This window comes from Streptomyces sennicomposti, assembly GCF_019890635.1.
GTDB classification, from domain to species: domain Bacteria; phylum Actinomycetota; class Actinomycetes; order Streptomycetales; family Streptomycetaceae; genus Streptomyces; species Streptomyces sennicomposti.
Genome location: NZ_JAIOAB010000025.1, coordinates 1 through 19,520, shown reverse-complemented (window position 1 = coordinate 19,520; position 19,520 = coordinate 1). Strand labels below are relative to the sequence as shown.

Annotated in this window: 19 protein-coding genes; 18 read left to right on the top strand and 1 reads right to left on the bottom strand. The window is 72.0% G+C overall.

All coding sequences use genetic code 11. The annotated features are described in order from the left end of the window. The first annotated feature begins 3 nt into the window (after positions 1–3). The 6 genes from K7787_RS16195 (at position 4) to nusB (ending at position 5,256) form a co-directional block, all read left to right on the top strand. Positions 4–486 carry a shikimate kinase gene (locus K7787_RS16195; RefSeq protein ID WP_223001872.1) on the top strand — a complete coding sequence of 161 codons (483 nt, stop codon included), beginning with the start codon at positions 4–6 and terminating at the stop codon, positions 484–486. Beyond that, positions 483–1,574, top strand: coding sequence for a 3-dehydroquinate synthase (aroB, locus tag K7787_RS16190; protein WP_223001840.1), 1,092 nt, complete (start codon positions 483–485; stop codon positions 1,572–1,574). Before K7787_RS16195 ends, aroB begins: the two co-directional genes overlap by 4 nt. A 294-nt stretch (positions 1,575–1,868) precedes the next feature. Beyond that, positions 1,869–2,828 carry an AAA family ATPase gene (locus tag K7787_RS16185; RefSeq protein ID WP_223001839.1) on the top strand — a complete coding sequence of 320 codons (960 nt, stop codon included), beginning with the start codon at positions 1,869–1,871 and terminating at the stop codon, positions 2,826–2,828. A 261-nt stretch (positions 2,829–3,089) separates the two neighbouring features. Then, a complete protein-coding gene (locus tag K7787_RS16180; protein WP_027758540.1) occupies positions 3,090–4,196 on the top strand; it encodes an aminopeptidase P family protein in 1,107 nt (368 codons plus the stop codon). A 47-nt stretch (positions 4,197–4,243) separates the two neighbouring features. Beyond that, positions 4,244–4,810, top strand: coding sequence for an elongation factor P (gene efp, locus K7787_RS16175; RefSeq protein WP_009187601.1), 567 nt, complete (start codon positions 4,244–4,246; stop codon positions 4,808–4,810). 2 nt (positions 4,811–4,812) lie between these two features. Continuing rightward, on the top strand, positions 4,813–5,256 hold the full coding sequence (gene nusB / locus K7787_RS16170; RefSeq protein WP_223001838.1) for a transcription antitermination factor NusB: 444 nt from the start codon (positions 4,813–4,815) through the stop codon (positions 5,254–5,256). 226 nt (positions 5,257–5,482) lie between these two features. Here the strand turns inward: nusB and bldD are convergent, their stop codons facing one another. Then, entirely contained in the window at positions 5,483–5,986 is a 504-nt protein-coding gene (gene bldD / locus K7787_RS16165; RefSeq protein ID WP_019984640.1) for a transcriptional regulator BldD, read from the bottom strand. A 255-nt stretch (positions 5,987–6,241) separates the two neighbouring features. On the opposite strand from bldD, the gene pyrR reads away from it, so the two are divergent. The 12 genes from pyrR to coaBC all read left to right on the top strand — a co-directional run bounded on the left by pyrR (position 6,242) and on the right by coaBC (position 19,277). Then, the gene (pyrR, locus tag K7787_RS16160) at positions 6,242–6,847 is read left to right on the top strand and encodes a bifunctional pyr operon transcriptional regulator/uracil phosphoribosyltransferase PyrR (RefSeq protein WP_019984639.1); all 606 of its coding nucleotides are present in this window, start codon (positions 6,242–6,244) and stop codon (positions 6,845–6,847) included. Between the two features lie 148 nt (positions 6,848–6,995). Further along, a complete protein-coding gene (locus K7787_RS16155; RefSeq protein WP_009187597.1) occupies positions 6,996–7,973 on the top strand; it encodes an aspartate carbamoyltransferase catalytic subunit in 978 nt (325 codons plus the stop codon). A 4-nt stretch (positions 7,974–7,977) separates the two neighbouring features. After that, positions 7,978–9,264 (top strand): dihydroorotase, encoded by a 1,287-nt coding sequence (locus tag K7787_RS16150; RefSeq protein WP_009187596.1) that lies wholly within the window; start codon positions 7,978–7,980, stop codon positions 9,262–9,264. Continuing rightward, on the top strand, positions 9,261–9,854 hold the full coding sequence (locus K7787_RS16145) for a PH-like domain-containing protein (protein ID WP_169435271.1): 594 nt from the start codon (positions 9,261–9,263) through the stop codon (positions 9,852–9,854). Before K7787_RS16150 ends, K7787_RS16145 begins: the two co-directional genes overlap by 4 nt. Then, positions 9,851–10,993, top strand: a complete 1,143-nt coding sequence (gene carA / locus K7787_RS16140) for a glutamine-hydrolyzing carbamoyl-phosphate synthase small subunit (protein WP_009187594.1) — start codon at positions 9,851–9,853, stop codon at positions 10,991–10,993. Before K7787_RS16145 ends, carA begins: the two co-directional genes overlap by 4 nt. Then, positions 10,986–14,294: a carbamoyl-phosphate synthase large subunit gene (carB, locus tag K7787_RS16135; RefSeq protein ID WP_009187593.1), complete on the top strand. Its 3,309-nt coding sequence runs from the start codon at positions 10,986–10,988 to the stop codon at positions 14,292–14,294. The genes carA and carB overlap by 8 nt, the downstream gene beginning before the upstream one ends. Before the next feature lie 128 nt (positions 14,295–14,422). After that, on the top strand, positions 14,423–15,538 hold the full coding sequence (locus K7787_RS16130) for a quinone-dependent dihydroorotate dehydrogenase (protein ID WP_169435272.1): 1,116 nt from the start codon (positions 14,423–14,425) through the stop codon (positions 15,536–15,538). Continuing rightward, on the top strand, positions 15,535–16,380 hold the full coding sequence (pyrF, locus tag K7787_RS16125) for an orotidine-5'-phosphate decarboxylase (RefSeq protein WP_223001837.1): 846 nt from the start codon (positions 15,535–15,537) through the stop codon (positions 16,378–16,380). Before K7787_RS16130 ends, pyrF begins: the two co-directional genes overlap by 4 nt. Before the next feature lie 256 nt (positions 16,381–16,636). After that, on the top strand, positions 16,637–16,960 hold the full coding sequence (locus K7787_RS16120) for an integration host factor (RefSeq protein WP_003977346.1): 324 nt from the start codon (positions 16,637–16,639) through the stop codon (positions 16,958–16,960). Between the two features lie 60 nt (positions 16,961–17,020). Then, entirely contained in the window at positions 17,021–17,614 is a 594-nt protein-coding gene (gmk, locus tag K7787_RS16115; RefSeq protein WP_027758538.1) for a guanylate kinase, read from the top strand. Positions 17,615–17,665: 51 nt separating this feature from the next. Further along, entirely contained in the window at positions 17,666–17,938 is a 273-nt protein-coding gene (rpoZ, locus tag K7787_RS16110) for a DNA-directed RNA polymerase subunit omega (protein ID WP_009187588.1), read from the top strand. Between the two features lie 136 nt (positions 17,939–18,074). Further along, positions 18,075–19,277: a bifunctional phosphopantothenoylcysteine decarboxylase/phosphopantothenate--cysteine ligase CoaBC gene (gene coaBC / locus K7787_RS16105; RefSeq protein WP_308036372.1), complete on the top strand. Its 1,203-nt coding sequence runs from the start codon at positions 18,075–18,077 to the stop codon at positions 19,275–19,277. Positions 19,278–19,520 lie beyond the last annotated feature (243 nt).

Here is a 19,520-nt window from a genome sequence, read left to right as displayed (position 1 = left end):
CCGATGGGCGTGGGCAAGTCGACGGTGGGACGGCTGCTGGCCGACCGGCTGGGGGTCGGCTACCGCGACTCCGACGACGACATCGTCGCCGGGCAGGGCCGCGCCGTCTCCGACATCTTCGTGGAGGACGGCGAGCCGGCCTTCCGCGCGCTGGAGAAGGAGGCGGTGCGGCGGGCGCTGGCCGAGCACGGCGGCGTCCTCGCGCTCGGCGGCGGCGCGGTCCTCGACGCCGGCACCCGCGCCCTGCTCGCCGCACCGCCCGTGGTCTACCTGTCGATGGACGTCGAGGAGGCCGTCCGCCGCACCGGCCTGAACGCGGCCCGCCCGCTGCTCGCGGTCAACCCGCGCAAGCAGTGGCGGGAGTTGATGGAGGCGCGGCGGCATCTGTACGAAGAGGTCGCCACCGCGGTGGTGGCCACCGACGGCCGCACGCCCGAGGAAGTGGCCCAAGCCGTCCTGGACGCAGTGGAGTTGAAGGAAGCATGAGTGAGGCAGTGACGCGGATCCAGGTCGGCGGCACCGCCGGCAGCGACCCCTACGACGTCCTGGTGGGCCGTCAGCTCCTCGGTGAACTGGGCGGGTTGATCGGCGAGAAGGCGCAGCGCGTCGCGGTGATCCATCCGGAGGCGCTGGCGGAGACCGGTGAGGCGCTGCGCGCCGATCTGGCCGATCAGGGGTACGAGGCGATCGCGATCCAGGTGCCGAACGCGGAGGAGGCGAAGACCGCCGAGGTCGCCGCCTACTGCTGGAAGGCGCTGGGGCAGTCCGGGTTCACCCGCTCCGACGTGATCGTCGGCGTGGGCGGCGGCGCGACCACCGACCTGGCCGGTTTCGTGGCCGCGACGTGGCTGCGCGGGGTGCGCTGGGTGGCGGTGCCGACGACGGTGCTGGCGATGGTGGACGCGGCCGTGGGCGGCAAGACCGGCATCAACACCGCCGAGGGCAAGAACCTGGTGGGCGCCTTCCATCCGCCGGTGGGCGTGCTGTGCGACCTGGCCGCGCTGGACTCGCTGCCGGTCAACGACTACGTCTCCGGGCTGGCGGAGGTCATCAAGGCCGGTTTCATCGCCGACCCGGTGATCCTGGAGCTGGTCGAGTCCGACCCGGCGGCCGCGCGCACCCCGGCCGGGCCGCACACCGCCGAGCTGATCGAACGCTCGATCCGGGTGAAGGCCGAGGTCGTCTCCGCGGACCTGAAGGAGTCGGGCCTGCGGGAGATCCTCAACTACGGTCACACGCTGGGCCATGCCATCGAGAAGAACGAGCGCTACAAGTGGCGGCACGGCGCGGCCGTCGCGGTCGGCATGCACTTCGCCGCCGAACTCGGCCGCCTGGCGGGCCGGTTGGACGACGCCACCGCCGACCGCCACCGCACCGTTCTGGAATCCGTCGGCCTGCCGCTGACCTATCGCTACGACCAGTGGCCCAAGCTGCTGGAGAACATGAAGGTCGACAAGAAGGCCCGTGGCAACCTGCTGCGCTTCATCGTCCTCGACGGCCTCGCCAAGCCGACGGTCCTGGAAGGCCCCGACCCGGCCGTCCTCCTGGCCGCCTACGGGGAAGTAGGGCAGTAAGTCCCGCCGGACCGCGGGGGAGCGGGGGCGGCGGGTCTTGTGGGGCGGCGGGTCGGCGAGGCGGTGAGTCCCGCCGGGCCGTGGCCGGGCGGGCGACGACCCTGCGGGGCGGCGGGAAGCGGGCGGTACGTCCCGACGGGTCCCGTCCGTCCCATTCGCCGGACGGGAGCGGGCACTTCGGGCCGTCCCCGGCCGTTCACCACATGGCGGCCGGGGACGGTACCGTTCGGTACGGAGCGGGGTTTGGGCCCGCCGCCAGCGCCCATTGCCTTGTACGAGACGGAGTGGCACCGGATGCAGCACGCAGTGGGTTCTCCGCTGCCGCCGCCCCACCAGCCGGGGCACGGACCGGCCGCCGGCCGGCCGCAGGCCGCACACCACCCGGGTCCCTACCACCCGGACGCACACCAGGGCTCCGCCCCCATACCCCCGCCACCGGCGCCGGGCCACCCGGCCGTGCACCCGTCCCCGCCGCACCAGCCGCCACCGGGCCGTACCGGCGGGCAGCCGGCGCCGCCCCACCAGCCCCCGCCCGCAGGCGGCCACCCCGGCGGTCCGCCGCCGCAGCCTCCGGCGCAGCCCGGCGCCGCGCCGGTCCCGCCCGCGCCGGACGCCACCGGACACGTCCGGCTGCCACCGGGCGGCCCGGTCGTCATGCCGAGCGCCCCTCCGGCCCACACGGTCCCCGATCCGACGACCACCACCCTCGCGGTGCTGCTCATCGGTCCGGCCGGCGCCGGCAAGACGAGCGTCGCCAAGCACTGGGCCGAGCACCGCCGGGTGCCCACCGCGCACATCAGCCTGGACGACGTCCGCGAATGGGTCCGCTCCGGGTTCGCCAACCCGCAGTCCGGGTGGAACGACAATTCCGAGGCGCAGTACCGCCTGGCCCGCCGCACCTGTGGCTTCGCCGCGCGCAACTTCCTCGCCAACGGCATCTCGTGCATCCTCGACGACGCCGTCTTCCCCGACCGTCCGGTCGTCGGTCTCGGTGGCTGGAAACGGCATGTCGGCCCCGGCCTGCTGCCGGTGGTGCTGCTGCCCGGCCTGGACGTCGTCCTGGAACGCAACGCCGAGCGCAGCGGGAACCGCCGCCTCACCGACGAGGAGGTCGCCCGCATCCACGGCCGCATGGCCGGCTGGTACGGCTCGGGCCTGCCCATCATCGACAACTCCCAGCTGGACATACCCACCACGGCCCAGGTCCTGAACGAGGTCCTCACCCGAGCCCTCACCAGCCCCCCGACCTGGTAGCCCCCGCCGGGCCGGGCGGATGGTGCGGGCGGGTGCGGTGCGCTGCGCGCGGGGCGGTTCGGGCGGGCCGCTTCCAGGGCCGGCCGGCGGCGCGCCGGGGGGTGAGGGCGCTCGCCCGCGCTGGAGGGGGCCGCTGCGCCCGCCTGTGCCGCCCCTGCGGCACGACTGCCCGCAGCCACGACGATGCAGTCGCCCGCCGGAGGCGAACCCACTCGGCCCTCTCGACCGGCGATTTCCGGCCACCCCTCTTACGCTCGGTTCATGTCAGAGGTGTACGCGGCCCGCCGAACCCGGCTACGGGAGCGCTGCAACGCGGGCGGCAGCGCGGCGGCGCTGGTGACTCGTCCCGCCAATGTGCGGTACCTCGCGGGCGCCGCCCCGCACGGTGCCGTCCTGCTCCTCGGAAAGCGCGAGGACCTTCTGGTGTGCCAGAGCCCACCGGACGACCGGCCCTGCGAAGGGCGCCCCGACGACAACCTGCGGGTGCAGATCCTGCCCCAGCCCGGCGGTGACGCGGCCGTCGCCGCGGCGGGCCTCGCCCAGGCCCAGGACGCCGACTCGCTGGCCGTCGAGGAGCACCACCTCACCGTGGCCCGCCACCGCGCCCTCACCTCGGTGACCCCGAGACTGCGCCTGACCGACCTCGGCAGCGCGGTCGAGCAGCTCAGGGTCGTCAAGGACGAGGAGGAGATCTCCTGCCTGCGGATCGGCGCCGAGATCGCCGACCAGGCCCTGGGCGAACTCCTGGAGTCCATCCTCGTCGGCCGCACCGAACGGCACCTGGCCCTGGAGCTGGAGCGCCGCCTGGTCGACCACGGCGCCGACGGCCCCGCCTTCCCCACCTCCGTGGCCACCGGCCCGAACTCCGGCCGCCGCGGCCACCGCCCCACCGACCGCAGGGTGGAGGAGGGCGACTTCCTCTCCGTGTGCCTCGGCGCGGCCTACCGCGGCTACCGCTGCGAGATCGGCCGCACCTTCGTGATCGGCACGTCCCCCGCGGACTGGCAGATCCAGCTGTACGAGCTGGTCTTCGCCGCCCAGCGGGCGGGCCGGGAGGCGCTGACACCGGGCGCGGCGTACCGCGAGGTGGACCGCGCCGCCCGGCAGGTGCTGGACTCCGCGGGCTACTCCGAGGGGCTCCAGCCGCTCACCGGACACGGTGTCGGACTCGAAATCGACGAGGACCCGCAGTTGGCCCCCGCGGCCATGGGTAAACTGGACGCTTGCGTGCCGGTCACCGTCGAACCGGGGGTCCACCTCCCGGGACGGGGCGGTGTCCGGATCGATGACACGCTCGTCGTACGCCCCGAGGCGGACGGCGGACCCGAGCTACTCACCATCACGACCAAGGAGCTGCTCGCGCTATAGGTGCGTGCCCCGGGGTCGTCCACGTCAGTCCAGGAGATTCCGCAACCGTGGCTTCCACGAACGACCTCAAGAACGGCCTGGTGCTCAAGCTCGAAGGCGGCCAGCTCTGGTCCGTCGTCGAGTTCCAGCACGTCAAGCCCGGCAAGGGCCCGGCCTTCGTGCGCACCAAGCTCAAGAACGTGCTCTCCGGCAAGGTCGTCGACAAGACCTTCAACGCCGGCGTCAAGGTCGAGACGGCCACCGTCGACAAGCGCGACATGCAGTTCTCCTACATGGACGGCGAGTACTTCGTCTTCATGGACATGGAGACCTACGACCAGCTGATGGTCGACCGCAAGGCCGTCGGCGACGCCGCCAACTTCCTGATCGAGGGCTTCACCGCCACGGTCGCCCAGCACGAGGGCGAGGTGCTCTTCGTGGAGCTGCCGGCCGCCGTCGAGCTGACCGTCCAGGAGACCGAGCCGGGCGTCCAGGGCGACCGCTCCACCGGCGGCACCAAGCCCGCCACGCTGGAGACCGGCCACCAGATCCAGGTCCCGCTCTTCATCACCACCGGTGAGAAGATCAAGGTCGACACCCGTACGAGCGACTACCTCGGCCGGGTGAACAGCTAACCGTGGCTGCCCGCAACACGGCCCGCAAGCGCGCCTTCCAGATCCTCTTCGAGGGCGACCAGCGCGGCGTCGGCGTCCTCACGGTCCTCGCGGACTGGGTCCGGCTCTCCCGCTCCGACACCCGGCAGCCGCCGGTCAGCGAGTACACGATGCAGCTGGTCGAGGGGTACGCCGAGCACGCGACCCGGATCGACGAGCTGATCGCGCAGTACGCGGTCGGCTGGACGCTGGACCGTATGCCGGTCGTCGACCGCAACATCCTGCGGCTCGGCGCGTACGAGCTGATCTGGGTCGACGAGACCCCGGACGCCGTCGTGCTGGACGAGATGGTGCAGCTGGCGAAGGAGTTCTCCACGGACGAGTCGCCCTCGTTCGTCAACGGCCTGCTCGGCCGGCTGAAGGAACTCAAGCCCTCGCTGCGCCGCGACACGAACAGCGAGACCTGACGGACCCGGCACCGACCGGATTCCGGCAGGCGTACGAGGCACGCATACGCCGAGGGGCCCGCAGCGTCACCGCTGCGGGCCCCTCGGCGTTCCGTGCGCCTCCCGGTGCCCGGGTGCCCCCGCAGGGCCGCAGAAGGCCGCCGGGGTGGCCGGAACCATGTGATTCCGGCCACCCCGGCGGCACGTTTCTTCTGTTGTCTCCCGAGACCTGGGCGACGGGTGAGGCTCAGGCCTCCTCGTGGGCCGCCACCGCGCGCCGCGCGTCCGCGTCCAGCACGCCCCAGCTGATCAGCTGCTCGGTGAGGACCGAGGGCGACTGGTCGTAGATGACGGCGAGCGTGCGCAGGTCGTCCTGGCGGATCGAGAGCACCTTGCCGTTGTAGTCGCCGCGCTGCGACTGGATCGTCGCCGCGTACCGCTGCAGCGGGCCGGCCTTCTCGGCGGGCACCGTGGCCAGCCGCTCCAGGTCGAGGACCAGCTTCGGCGGGGGCTCGGCGGCGCCGCCCGGGGTGGTGCCCGGCAGCAGCTCCTGCACGGGGACCCCGTAGAAGTCCGCCAGCTCGGCGAGGCGCTGCACGGTCACGGCACGGTCGCCGCGCTCGTACGAGCCGACCACGACCGCCTTCCAGCGTCCCTGGCTCTTCTCCTCGACACCGTGGAGGGAAAGGCCCTGCTGGGTGCGGATGGCCCGGAGCTTGGCCCCGAGCTGTTTGGCGTATTCGCTGGACATATGGCTCCCCGGAACACTGTGTCGACGCGGCTGGACGGGATTCCAGGCCGCGCGGCTGGTAACTCACTGTGAGGTTACGCAGCGTTACTCTGCCGCGTCAAGCCGAATGGTGCGGCCCGCCGCTTCCGTGCTAACGATCCGCGGTTGCGCCGAGGGGGTGAGCGGAGCGGTCCCCGGCACCTGCTACTGTGGTTGGCGCAAATCCGACGTCCTTTAAGGTCCGTCCCGTGAGGCGGAGAAGGAGGTCCGTTTCGTATGGACAAGATCGACAAGCAGGACACGCCCGCCGCGGCGCGAGCGTCCGATGCGCGGCCCGTTCTCGAGGGCCCCGACATCGCCCGGGTGCTGACCCGCATCGCCCACGAGATCGTCGAGCGCGCCAAGGGCGCCGACGACGTCGTGCTCCTCGGCATCCCGACCCGCGGCGTCTTCCTCGCCCAGCGGCTCGCCGCCAAGCTGGAGCAGATCACCGAGCGCAAGATCCCGGTCGGCTCGCTGGACATCACCATGTACCGCGACGACCTGCGCATGCACCCGCCGCGTGCGCTGGCCCGCACCGAGATCCCCGGTGACGGCATCGACGGCCGCCTCGTCGTCCTCGTGGACGACGTGCTCTTCTCCGGCCGCACCATCCGCGCCGCCCTCGACGCGCTCAACGACATCGGGCGCCCCCGCGCGGTGCAGCTCGCCGTCCTCGTCGACCGCGGCCACCGCGAACTGCCCATCCGCGCCGACTACGTCGGCAAGAACCTCCCCACGTCGCTGCGGGAGACGGTCAAGGTCCAGCTCGCCGAGGAGGACGGTCGCGACACCGTGCTGCTCGGCGCCAAGCCGGACGCCGCGGGCGAGTCCCAGCACTAGCCCAGGCGCGCGTACCCGCCGACGCGCGCCCCGCGCCCGTGCCCGCACGCGCGCCCGCGCCCGGTCATGCCTCGCGGGGTCCCGCCACGAGCCACCGCGCCCGCCCCGGCCCCGCCTCCCGAATGAACTTCCTTACGGAGCCTGACAGATGCAGCGTCATCTCATCTCGGCCGCCGACCTCACCCGCGACGACGCCGTCCTGATCCTCGACACCGCCGAGGAGATGGCCCGGGTCGCCGACCGGCCGATCAAGAAACTGCCGACCCTGCGCGGCCGTACCGTCGTCAACCTCTTCTTCGAAGACTCCACCCGCACCCGGATCTCCTTCGAGGCCGCCGAGAAGCGGCTGTCCGCGGACGTCATCAACTTCTCCGCCAAGGGCTCCAGCGTCTCCAAGGGCGAGTCCCTGAAGGACACCGCGCAGACCCTGGAGGCCATGGGCGTCGACGCCGTCGTCATCCGGCACGGCGCCTCCGGGGCCCCGTACCGCCTGGCCACCTCCGGCTGGATCGACGCCGTCGTCATCAACGCCGGCGACGGCACCCACCAGCACCCCACCCAGGCGCTGCTCGACGCCTTCACCATGCGCCGCCGCCTGACCGGCCGCGACGCCGGGCTCGGCCAGGACCTGTCCGGCCGGCGCGTCACCATCGTCGGCGACGTCCTGCACAGCCGGGTCGCCCGCTCCAACGTCGACCTGCTGCACACCCTCGGCGCCGAGGTCACCCTGGTCGCCCCGCCCACCCTGCTGCCGGTCGGCGTCGAGTCCTGGCCCTGCGAGGTCTCCTACGACCTCGACGCCACCCTGCCCAAGTCGGACGCCGTGATGATGCTCCGCGTCCAGCGCGAGCGCATGAACGCCGCCTTCTTCCCCACCGAGCGCGAGTACTCGCGCCGCTACGGCCTCGACGGCGAGCGCATGGCGCGGATGCCCGAGCACGCCGTCGTGATGCACCCCGGCCCGATGGTCCGCGGCATGGAGATCACCGCCGAGGTCGCCGACTCCCCGCGCTGCACCGTCGTAGAGCAGGTCGCCAACGGCGTCTCCATCCGGATGGCCGTCCTCTACCTGCTGCTCGGCGGCAACGAGCCCGCCGTCACCCACACTCGGACCGAGGAGAAGTAACAAGATGAGCAAGATCCTGATCCGCGGTGCCAAGGTGCTCGGCGGCGAGCCGCAGGACGTGCTGATCGACGGCGAGACCATTGCTCAGGTCGGCGCCGGTCTCAGCGCCGAGGGCGCCGAGGTCGTGGCGGCGGACGGCAAGGTCCTCCTGCCGGGCCTGGTCGACCTGCACACCCATCTGCGCGAACCCGGCCGCGAGGACTCCGAGACCGTCCTCACCGGCACCCGCGCCGCCGCCTCGGGCGGCTACACCGCCGTCTTCGCCATGGCCAACACCTTCCCCGTCGCCGACACCGCCGGCGTGGTCGAGCAGGTCTGGCGGCTCGGCCGGGAACACGGCTACTGCGACGTGCGGCCCATCGGCGCCGTCACCGTCGGCCTGGAGGGCAGGAAGCTCGCCGAACTCGGCGCGATGCACGAGTCCGCCGCCGGCGTCACCGTCTTCTCCGACGACGGCAAGTGCGTGGACGACGCGGTGATCATGCGCCGCGCCCTGGAGTACGTGAAGGCCTTCGGCGGCGTCGTCGCACAGCACGCGCAGGAGCCGCGGCTGACCGAGGGCGCGCAGATGAACGAGGGCGTCGTCTCCGCCGAGCTGGGCCTGGGCGGCTGGCCGGCCGTCGCCGAGGAGTCGATCATCGCCCGGGACGTGCTGCTCGCCGAGCACGTCGGCTCCCGCGTCCACATCTGCCACCTCTCCACCGCCGGCAGCGTCGAGATCGTCCGCTGGGCCAAGTCCCGCGGCATCGACGTCACCGCCGAGGTCACCCCGCACCACCTGCTCCTCACCGACGAGATGGTGCGCACCTACAACCCGGTCTACAAGGTCAACCCGCCGCTGCGCACCGAGCGCGACGTGCACGCCCTGCGCGAGGCCCTCGCCGACGGCACCATCGACATCGTCGCCACCGACCACGCCCCGCACCCGCACGAGGACAAGGACTGCGAGTGGGCCGCCGCCGCCATGGGCATGGTCGGCCTGGAGACCGCCCTGTCCGTGGTGCAGGCCACCATGGTCGACACCGGGCTGCTGGACTGGGCCGGCGTCGCCGACCGCATGTCCCTCGCCCCCGCCCGGATCGGCCGCGCCACCGGGCACGGACGCCCCGTCTCGGCAGGTGAGCCCGCCAACCTCACCCTCGTCGACACGGCATACCGTGGGCGGGTGGACCCCGCGGGCTTCGCCTCGCGCAGCCGCAACACCCCGTACGAGGGACGCGAGCTGCCGGGCCGTGTCACCCACACGTGGCTCCGGGGCAAGGCCACGCTCGTCGACGGGAAGCTCACGTGACACCTGCAACACTGCTCGCAGCCGGCTACGCCGCCCGGATCGCGGCCGAGGAGAAGTCGGCCGCGGTCACCGACTGGGGCGCGCGCATCGGCTGGCTGGTCGGCCTCGCCCTCTTCGTCGCGCTCGTCTACTGGCTGATGCGCGAGGGCTGGAAGTGGCGCGGCACCCTCCAGGGCGACCTGCCCGAGCTGCCCGCCGCGCCGGCGGAGCCCGGTGCGGCGAGACTGACGATGACCGGCCGCTACCACGGCTCCACCACCGCCGGTCAGTGGCTGGACCGCATCGTGGCGCGCGGCCTGGGCACCCGCAGCCGCGTGGAGCTGACGCTCACCGACGCGGGCCTGGGCGTCGTGCGCCCCGGCGCACCGGACTTCTTCGTCCCGGCCGACCGGCTGCGCGGGGCCCGGCTGGACAAGGGCATCGCCGGCAAGGTCCTCACCGAGGGCGGCCTGCTGATCGTCACCTGGACGCACGGCGACCGGCTGATCGACTCCGGCTTCCGCTCCGACCGGGCGGCCGAGCACGCCGAGTGGGTCCAGGCCCTCAACTCCATGATCGAAACGAACACCACGGAAGGCGTCGAACGATGACCACCTCCTCTAGGGGAACCGCGAGGGTTCCCGCCGTACTCGTCCTGGAGGACGGCCGGATCTTCCGCGGCCGCGCCTACGGGGCCGTGGGGGAGACGTTCGGCGAAGCCGTGTTCTCCACCGGCATGACCGGCTACCAGGAGACCCTCACCGACCCGTCGTACCACCGCCAGGTCGTCGTCATGACGGCCCCGCACGTCGGCAACACCGGCGTCAACGACGAGGACGCCGAGTCGAAGCGCATCTGGGTGGCCGGCTACGTCGTGCGCGACCCCGCGCGCGTCCCGTCCAGCTGGCGCGCCAAGCGCTCCCTGGACGAGGAGCTGGCCGCGCAGGGCGTCGTCGGGATCAGCGGCGTCGACACCCGCGCCCTCACCCGCCATCTGCGCGAACGCGGCGCGATGCGGGTCGGCATCTTCAGCGGCGACGCCGTCCGGGACGACGCCGCGCTGCTGGCGCGCGTCCAGGAGGCCCCCGAGATGGTCGGCGCGGACCTCTCCGCCGAGGTCGCCACCCAGGAGGCGTACGTCGTCCCGGCGATCGGCGAGAAGAAGTTCACCGTCGCCGCCGTGGACCTCGGCATCAAGGGCATGACCCCGCACCGCATGGCCGAGCGCGGCATCGAGGTGCACGTCCTGCCCGCCACCGCCACCGTCGAGGACGTCTACGCCGTCCAGCCCGACGGAGTGTTCTTCTCCAACGGCCCCGGCGACCCGGCCACCGCCGACCACCCGGTCTCCGTGATGCGGGGCGTCCTGGAGCGCGGCACCCCGCTGTTCGGCATCTGCTTCGGCAACCAGATCCTCGGCCGCGCGCTCGGCTTCGGCACCTACAAGCTGAAGTACGGCCACCGTGGCATCAACCAGCCCGTGCAGGACCGTACGACCGGCAAGGTCGAGGTCACCGCGCACAACCACGGCTTCGCCGTGGACGCCCCCACCGACCAGGTCTCCGAGACCCCCTTCGGCCGGGCCGAGGTCTCCCACGTCTGCCTCAACGACGACGTGGTGGAGGGCCTCCAGCTCCTCGACAAGCCGGCCTTCAGCGTCCAGTACCACCCCGAAGCGGCCGCCGGTCCGCACGACGCCGCCTACCTGTTCGACCGCTTCGTTTCCCTGATGGAGGGCCAGCGTGCCTAAGCGCACCGATATCCAGTCCGTCCTGGTCATCGGCTCCGGCCCGATCGTCATCGGCCAGGCCGCCGAGTTCGACTACTCCGGCACCCAGGCGTGCCGCGTCCTGCGCGCCGAGGGCCTGCGGGTCATCCTCGTCAACTCCAACCCGGCGACGATCATGACCGACCCGGAGATCGCCGACGCCACCTACGTCGAGCCGATCACCCCCGAGTTCGTCGAGAAGATCATCGCCAAGGAGCGCCCCGACGCCCTGCTGCCCACCCTGGGCGGCCAGACGGCCCTGAACACCGCGATCTCGCTGCACGACAACGGCGTCCTGGAGAAGTACGGCGTCGAGCTGATCGGCGCCAACGTCGAGGCGATCCACAAGGGCGAGGACCGCGACCAGTTCAAGCTGGTGGTCGAGGAGGTCCGCAAGAAGATCGGGCACGGCGAGTCCGCCCGCTCCGTGATCTGCCACACCATGGACGACGTCCTCCAGGGCGTCGAGACCCTCGGCGGCTACCCGGTCGTCGTCCGCCCCTCCTTCACCATGGGCGGCGCCGGCTCCGGCTTCGCCCACGACGAGGAGGAGCTGCGCCGCATCGCCGGCACCGGCCTCACGCTCTCCCCGACCACCGAGGTGCTCCTGGAGGAGTCCATCCTCGGCTGGAAGGAGTACGAGCTGGAGCTGATGCGCGACAAGAACGACAACGTCGTGGTCGTCTGCTCCATCGAGAACTTCGACCCGATGGGCGTGCACACCGGCGACTCGATCACCGTCGCGCCCGCGATGACGCTGACCGACCGCGAGTACCAGGTGCTGCGCGACGTCGGCATCGCGATCATCCGCGAGGTCGGCGTCGACACCGGCGGCTGCAACATCCAGTTCGCGGTCGACCCCGAGGACGGCCGGGTCATCGTCATCGAGATGAACCCGCGCGTCTCGCGCTCCTCGGCGCTGGCCTCCAAGGCGACGGGCTTCCCCATCGCCAAGATCGCCGCCAAGCTCGCCGTCGGCTACACCCTGGACGAGATCCCCAACGACATCACGCAGGAGACCCCGGCCTCCTTCGAGCCCACGCTCGACTACGTGGTCGTCAAGGCCCCGCGGTTCGCCTTCGAGAAGTTCCCGAGCGCCGACTCCACCCTCACCACCACCATGAAGTCGGTCGGCGAGGCCATGGCCATCGGCCGCAACTTCACCGAGGCCTTCCAGAAGGCGCTGCGCTCCCTGGAGAAGAAGGGCAGCCAGTTCACCTTCGTCGGCGAGCCCGGCGACAAGACGGCGCTGCTCGAAGAGGCCGTCCGCCCCACCGACGGCCGGATCAACACGGTGATGCAGGCCATCCGGGCCGGCGCCACCCCCGAGGAGGTCTTCGCGTACACGAAGATCGACCCGTGGTTCGTGGACCAGCTCTTCCTGATCAAGGAGATCGCCGACGAGCTGGCCGAGTCCCCCGAGCTGACCCGCGACCTGCTCGCCGAGGCCAAGCGGCACGGCTTCTCCGACCAGCAGATCGCCGAGATCCGCGGTCTGCGCGAGGACGTGGTGCGCGAGGTGCGGCACACCCTCGGCATCCGCCCGGTCTACAAGACCGTCGACACCTGCGCCGCCGAGTTCGCCGCCAGGACGCCGTACTTCTACTCCTCCTACGACGAGGAGAGCGAGGTCGCGCCGCGCGAGAAGCCCGCCGTGATCATCCTCGGCTCCGGCCCCAACCGCATCGGCCAGGGCATCGAGTTCGACTACTCCTGCGTCCACGCCTCCTTCGCGCTGTCCGACGCCGGGTACGAGACCGTGATGGTCAACTGCAACCCGGAGACCGTCTCCACCGACTACGACACCTCCGACCGGCTCTACTTCGAGCCGCTCACCCTGGAGGACGTCCTGGAGATCGTCCACGCCGAGCGGCAGGCCGGTCCCGTCGCCGGCGTCGTCGTCCAGCTCGGCGGCCAGACCCCGCTGGGCCTGTCCCAGGCGCTCAAGGACAACGGCGTGCCGATCGTCGGCACCTCGCCCGAGGCCATCCACTCCGCCGAGGACCGCGGCGCCTTCGGCCGGGTGCTCGCCGAGGCGGGCCTGCCCGCCCCCAAGCACGGCACCGCCACCACCTTCGCCGAGGCCAAGACCATCGCCGACGAGATCGGCTACCCGGTCCTCGTGCGCCCCTCCTACGTCCTGGGCGGCCGGGGCATGGAGATCGTCTACGACGAGGCCCGCCTGCAGTCCTACATCGCCGAGTCCACCGAGATCAGCCCGTCCCGCCCGGTCCTGGTCGACCGGTTCCTGGACGACGCCATAGAGATCGACGTCGACGCCCTCTACGACGGCGAGGAGCTGTACCTCGGCGGCGTCATGGAGCACATCGAGGAGGCCGGCATCCACTCCGGCGACTCGGCGTGCGCCCTGCCGCCGATCACCCTGGGCGGCTTCGACATCAAGCGGCTGCGCGCCTCCACGGAGGCCATCGCGCGCGGTGTCGGGGTGCGCGGTCTGATCAACATCCAGTTCGCGCTGGCCGGCGACATCCTCTACGTCCTGGAGGCCAACCCGCGCGCCTCCCGCACCGTCCCCTTCACCTCGAAGGCGACCGCGGTACCGCTGGCCAAGGCCGCCGCCCGGATCTCGCTGGGCGCGACCATCGCCGAGCTGCGCGCGGAGGGCCTGCTGCCGAAGAGCGGCGACGGCGGCACCATCCCGCTGGACGCGCCGATCTCCGTCAAGGAGGCCGTCATGCCGTGGTCGCGCTTCCGCGACATCCACGGCCGCGGCGTGGACACCGTCCTCGGCCCGGAGATGCGCTCCACCGGCGAGGTCATGGGCATCGACTCCGTCTTCGGCACGGCGTACGCCAAGTCGCAGGCCGGCGCCTACGGCCCGCTGCCCACCAAGGGCCGCGCCTTCATCTCGGTCGCCAACCGGGACAAGCGCTCGATGATCTTCCCCGCCCGTGAGCTGGTCGCCCACGGCTTCGAACTGCTCGCCACCTCCGGCACCGCCGAGGTGCTCCGGCGCAACGGCATCAACGCCACCGTCGTGCGCAAGCAGTCCGAGGGCGCCGGCCCGAACGGCGAGAAGACCATCGTCCAGCTCATCCACGACGGCGAGGTCGACCTCATCGTCAACACCCCCTACGGCACCGGCGGCCGCCTCGACGGCTGGGAGATCCGCACGGCGGCCGTGGCACGCTCCGTGCCCTGCCTGACGACCGTCCAGGCGCTCGCCGCGGCGGTCCAGGGCATCGACGCCCTCAACCACGGCGACGTGGGCGTGCGCTCGCTCCAGGAACACGCCGAGTTCCTGACCGCGGCCCGCGACTAGCAGCCAGCCCCGAGGGGGACACCGGAAACGGTGTCCCCCTCTTCATGAGCCCCCTCAAGCCCCCCTGACGAGCCCTCTCACGACGGACGCATGAGACGCCTCATGACGACACCGAGGACTTCTCCGAGATGTACAAGATCTTCTTCCGCCTCGTCTTCCGGCGGATGGACCCGGAAGCCGCCCACCACCTCGCCTTCCGCTGGATCCGCCTCGCCGCCCGGATCCCCGTGCTGCGCACCTTCCTCGCCGCCGCCCTGGCCCCCCGCTACAAGGAGCTGCGCACCGAGGCCCTGGGCCTGCGCATGCACGGCCCCTTCGGCCTCGCGGCCGGCTTCGACAAGAACGCCGTCGCCGTCGACGGCCTGTCCATGCTGGGCTTCGACCACGTCGAGATCGGCACCGTCACCGGCGAGCCCCAGCCCGGCAACCCCAAGAAGCGGCTGTTCCGGCTCGTGGCCGACCGGGCGCTGATCAACCGCATGGGCTTCAACAACGACGGCTCGCTCGCGGTCGCCGCCCGCCTGGCCTCGCGCACCCCGGTCTTCAGGACCGTGGTCGGCGTCAACATCGGCAAGACCAAGGCCGTCCCCGAACAGGAGGCCGTCGGCGACTACGTGAAGTCCGCCGAGCGCCTGGCGCCGTACGCCGACTACCTCGTCGTCAACGTCTCCTCGCCCAACACGCCCGGCCTGCGTAACCTCCAGGCCACCGAGGCGCTGCGCCCGCTGCTGAGCGCGGTGCGCGAGGCCGCCGACCGTGCCGTGCCGGGCCGCCGCGTGCCGCTGCTGGTCAAGATCGCCCCGGACCTCGCCGACGAGGACGTGGACGCGGTCGCCGACCTCGCCGTCGAACTGGGCCTGGACGGCATCATCGCCACCAACACCACCATCGCCCGCGAAGGACTCGGCCTGACCTCCGACCCGGCCCTCGTCCAGGAGACCGGCGGCCTGTCCGGGGCCCCGCTCAAGGCGCGCTCCCTGGAGGTGCTGCGCCGCCTGTACGCGCGCGTGGGCGACCGGATCACCCTGGTCGGCGTCGGCGGCATCGAGAGCGCCGAGGACGCCTGGCAGCGCATCCTGGCAGGCGCCACGCTGGTCCAGGGATACAGCGCCTTCATCTACGAGGGCCCGTTCTGGGGCCGCGCCGTCCACAAGGGCCTGGCCGCGCGCCTGCGCAACAGCCCCTACGCCACCCTCGCCGACGCGGTCGGCGCCGATGTGAAGAAGGCGGGAGAAACCGTATGAGCCCCCTGGAGCCCTTCGGCGCGCGCCTGCGCCGCGCCATGGACGAGCGGGGGCCGCTGTGCGTCGGCATCGACCCGCACGCCTCCCTGCTCGCCGAGTGGGGCCTGAACGACGACGTGGCGGGCCTGGAGCGGTTCAGCCGCACCGTCGTGGAGGCGGTGGCCGACCGGGTCGCCGTGCTCAAGCCGCAGAGCGCCTTCTTCGAGCGGTTCGGCTCGCGCGGCGTGGCCGTGCTGGAGACGGCGGTGGCCGAGGCGCGGGCGGCCGGCGCGCTGGTCGTCATGGACGCCAAGCGCGGCGACATCGGCTCGACCATGGCCGCCTACGCCGAGTCCTTCCTGCACGAGGACGCCCCGCTGTTCTCCGACGCGCTGACCGTCTCGCCCTACCTGGGCTACGGCTCCCTGCGGCCCGCGGCGGAGCTGGCCCGGCGAAGCGGCGCGGGCCTGTTCGTGCTGGCGCTGACCTCCAACCCGGAGGGCGGCGAGGTGCAGCACGCCCTGCGCTCCGACGGCCTGAACGTGGGCGCGACCATGCTCGCGCACCTGGCCGAGGAGAACGCGGGGGAGCGGCCGCTGGGCTCCTTCGGCGCGGTGGTGGGCGCCACGCTCGGCGACCTGTCCTCCTACGACCTGGACGTCAACGGGCCGCTGCTGGCGCCCGGGATCGGCGCGCAGGGGGCCACACCGGCCGATCTGCCGGCCGTCTTCGGCGCGGCGGTGCGCAACGTCGTCCCGAACGTCAGCCGGGGTGTTCTGCGTCACGGTCCCGACGTCGCCGCACTGCGGGGCGCCGCGGAGCGCTTCGCCGAGGAGATCCGGGCGGCGGTGGCCGCCGGCTGAGGCGCGGGCCGGGCGGGCCCGGGGTTCGCCGGAGTCTGGATTCCTCCCCGAATCCGGGGCAGTATGTCCTAAATGTCCGGCCTGAGCGAGGCTGACCAGGACTTTTCCGCTGTTCTCGCTGACTCTTGGGCCCTCGACCGCTAGTCTCCGTCGAGAGCGCACGGGCAAGCGTGTCGCCCGTAGCTCCCCTGGTGTGGGGCGAAACGCCTCCTCACCGGTCCGTATCCGACAGTTCGACATCCGAGGTGACGTAGGCGTGGCTCTTCCGCCCCTTACCCCTGAACAGCGCGCAGCCGCGCTCGAAAAGGCCGCCGCGGCTCGCCGGGAGCGGGCCGAGGTCAAGAATCGACTCAAGCACTCCGGCGCCTCCCTGCACGAGGTCATCAAGCAGGGCCAGGAAAACGACGTCATCGGCAAGATGAAGGTGTCGGCCCTTCTTGAGTCCCTGCCGGGCGTGGGCAAGGTCCGCGCCAAGCAGATCATGGAGCGACTCGGCATCTCCGAGAGCCGCCGGGTGCGCGGCCTCGGCTCCAACCAGATCGCTTCCCTGGAGCGTGAGTTCGGCAGCACCGGTTCCTGAGGTCGAGGGTCCTCGGGACGCGAGTCCCGGGCACCCCGCGATTGCTGGAATAATCGCTGCATGGCTGTAACACCCCGGGGGGCGACCCCCGTACCCCCGGACGCACGTCCGCGGCTGACCGTGCTCTCCGGCCCCTCCGGGGTCGGCAAGAGCACGGTCGTCGCCCATATGCGCAAGGCGCACCCCGAGGTCTGGCTCTCGGTGTCGGCGACGACCCGCAAGCCCCGCCCCGGCGAGCAGCACGGCGTCCACTACTTCTTCGTCACCGACGAGGAGATGGACAAGCTGATCGCCAACGGCGAGCTGCTGGAGTGGGCCGAGTTCGCGGGCAACCGCTACGGCACGCCGCGCGCCGCCGTGCTGGAGCACCTGGAGGCCGGTGTGCCGGTCCTGCTGGAGATCGACCTCCAGGGCGCCCGGCAGGTCCGCGAGACCATGCCGGAGGGCCGTCTGGTCTTCCTCGCCCCGCCCTCCTGGGAGGAGCTGGTGCGCCGGCTCACCGGCCGCGGGACCGAGCCGCCCGAGGTGATCGAGCGCCGGCTCGAGGCCGCCAAGATCGAGCTGGCGGCCGAGCCGGAGTTCGACGAGACCCTGGTCAACACCTCCGTCGAGGACGTGGCGCGCGAGCTGCTAGCCTTGATGGACGTCGTCTGATCGTCACTGGTCATGCTGACTGAATCTTTCCCATCCATCGGAAGGTAGAGCGTGTCCTCTTCCATCTCCGCGCCCGAGGGCATCATCAACCCGCCGATCGACGAGCTCCTCGAGGCCACCGACTCGAAGTACAGCCTCGTGATCTACGCGGCCAAGCGCGCCCGCCAGATCAACGCGTACTACTCGCAGCTCGGCGAGGGCCTCCTCGAGTACGTCGGTCCGCTCGTCGACACCCACGTCCACGAGAAGCCGCTCTCCATCGCCCTGCGCGAGATCAACGCGGGTCTGCTGACCTCCGAGGCCATCGAAGGCCCGGTGCAGTAAGTCTCATCTGCGCAGGTCTTCTCTGCGTACCGCAATAGCTTTTCCCACAGGCCCGGCAGCGCGACTGCCGGGCCTGTGGTGTGTCATAGAAGGCGTGCGCCGTCCGGCGCACCGGGGCCGAGTCCGGGGAGAGACGGTGGACAAGCCGAAGGTCGTTCTGGGGGTCAGCGGCGGCATCGCCGCTTACAAGGCGTGCGAGCTGCTGCGCAGACTGACCGAGTCCGGGCACGACGTCCGGGTGGTGCCCACCGCCTCCGCGCTGCACTTCGTGGGCGCCGCCACCTGGTCCGCCCTGTCCGGCAACCCCGTCGCCACCGAGGTCTGGGACGACGTCCACGAGGTGCCGCACGTCCGCATCGGCCAGCACGCCGACCTGGTGGTCGTGGCCCCGGCGACGGCCGACATGCTCGCCAAGGCGGCCCACGGCCTCGCCGACGACCTGCTGACCAACACCCTGCTCACCGCCCGCTGCCCGGTGGTCTTCGCCCCGGCCATGCACACCGAGATGTGGGAGCACCCGGCCACCCGGGAGAACGTGGCGACGCTGCGCCGCCGCGGCGCCGTGGTCATCGAACCGGCGGTCGGCCGGCTGACCGGCGTCGACACCGGCAAGGGCCGGCTGCCCGACCCGGCGGAGATCTTCGAGGCCTGCCGCCGCGTCCTCGCCCGGGGCGCGGCCGAGCCCGACCTCGCCGGCCGGCACGTCGTCGTCAGCGCCGGCGGCACCCGCGAACCCCTCGACCCGGTCCGCTTCCTCGGCAACCGCTCCTCCGGCAAGCAGGGCTACGCGCTGGCCCGCACGGCCGCGGCCCGCGGCGCCCGGGTCACCCTGGTCGCCGCCAACACCGGCCTGCCCGACCCGGCGGGCGTGGACGTCGTCCCGGTCGGCACGGCCGTGCAGCTGCGCGAGGCGGTCCTGAAGGCCGCCGCGGACGCCGACGCGGTCGTCATGGCCGCCGCCGTCGCCGATTTCCGTCCCGCCTCCTACGCCACCGGCAAGATCAAGAAGAAGGACGACCAGGAACCGGAGCCCATCGTCCTGGTGCGTAATCCGGACATCCTCGCCGAGATGTCGGCCGACCGGGCGCGGTCCGGACAGGTGATCGTGGGCTTCGCCGCCGAGACCGACGACGTCCTCGCCAACGGCCGCAAGAAGCTCGCCCGCAAGGGCTGCGACCTGCTGGTGGTGAACGAGGTGGGGGAGCACCGCACCTTCGGCGCCGAGGAGAACGAGGCCGTGGTGCTGGCCGCCGACGGCGGCGAAACCCCGGTGCCGCACGGCCCCAAGGAGGCCCTGGCCGAAACCGTGTGGGACCTGGTGGTCGCCAGACTGCGCTGAGTGCTTCGCTTCGCCCCACGATCCACTCGCACCCCGGGCCCGACGCGTGGCGACCCTGGCCAAGGCCGCCGTGCATTGGGCAGAATGCCCGTGCCGCAGGTCACAGCGTTCCCGAGAGGCGAGACGGGTGGGCCGGTGGCCGAGCGCGACCGATAAACTGTTCCACGGACGGCCGGGCGCAGCCCCGCGTCGTCCGCCCATGATCAGCCAGCAGCCGCTGCAACCCCAGGGAGCGTTGTGTCC

What these genes read in the sequence shown, in the direction of transcription:
- K7787_RS16195 (WP_223001872.1), top strand. Translation starts at nt 4, where the DNA reads ATGGGCGTGGGCAAGTCGACGGTGGGACGGCTGCTGGCCGACCGGCTG.
- aroB (WP_223001840.1), top strand. Translation starts at nt 483, where the DNA reads ATGAGTGAGGCAGTGACGCGGATCCAGGTCGGCGGCACCGCCGGCAGC.
- K7787_RS16185 (WP_223001839.1), top strand. Translation starts at nt 1,869, where the DNA reads ATGCAGCACGCAGTGGGTTCTCCGCTGCCGCCGCCCCACCAGCCGGGG.
- K7787_RS16180 (WP_027758540.1), top strand. Translation starts at nt 3,090, where the DNA reads ATGTCAGAGGTGTACGCGGCCCGCCGAACCCGGCTACGGGAGCGCTGC.
- bldD (WP_019984640.1), bottom strand. Translation starts at nt 5,986, where the DNA reads ATGTCCAGCGAATACGCCAAACAGCTCGGGGCCAAGCTCCGGGCCATC.
- pyrR (WP_019984639.1), top strand. Translation starts at nt 6,242, where the DNA reads ATGGACAAGATCGACAAGCAGGACACGCCCGCCGCGGCGCGAGCGTCC.
- K7787_RS16155 (WP_009187597.1), top strand. Translation starts at nt 6,996, where the DNA reads ATGCAGCGTCATCTCATCTCGGCCGCCGACCTCACCCGCGACGACGCC.
- K7787_RS16150 (WP_009187596.1), top strand. Translation starts at nt 7,978, where the DNA reads ATGAGCAAGATCCTGATCCGCGGTGCCAAGGTGCTCGGCGGCGAGCCG.
- carA (WP_009187594.1), top strand. Translation starts at nt 9,851, where the DNA reads ATGACCACCTCCTCTAGGGGAACCGCGAGGGTTCCCGCCGTACTCGTC.
- K7787_RS16130 (WP_169435272.1), top strand. Translation starts at nt 14,423, where the DNA reads ATGTACAAGATCTTCTTCCGCCTCGTCTTCCGGCGGATGGACCCGGAA.
- pyrF (WP_223001837.1), top strand. Translation starts at nt 15,535, where the DNA reads ATGAGCCCCCTGGAGCCCTTCGGCGCGCGCCTGCGCCGCGCCATGGAC.
- gmk (WP_027758538.1), top strand. Translation starts at nt 17,021, where the DNA reads ATGGCTGTAACACCCCGGGGGGCGACCCCCGTACCCCCGGACGCACGT.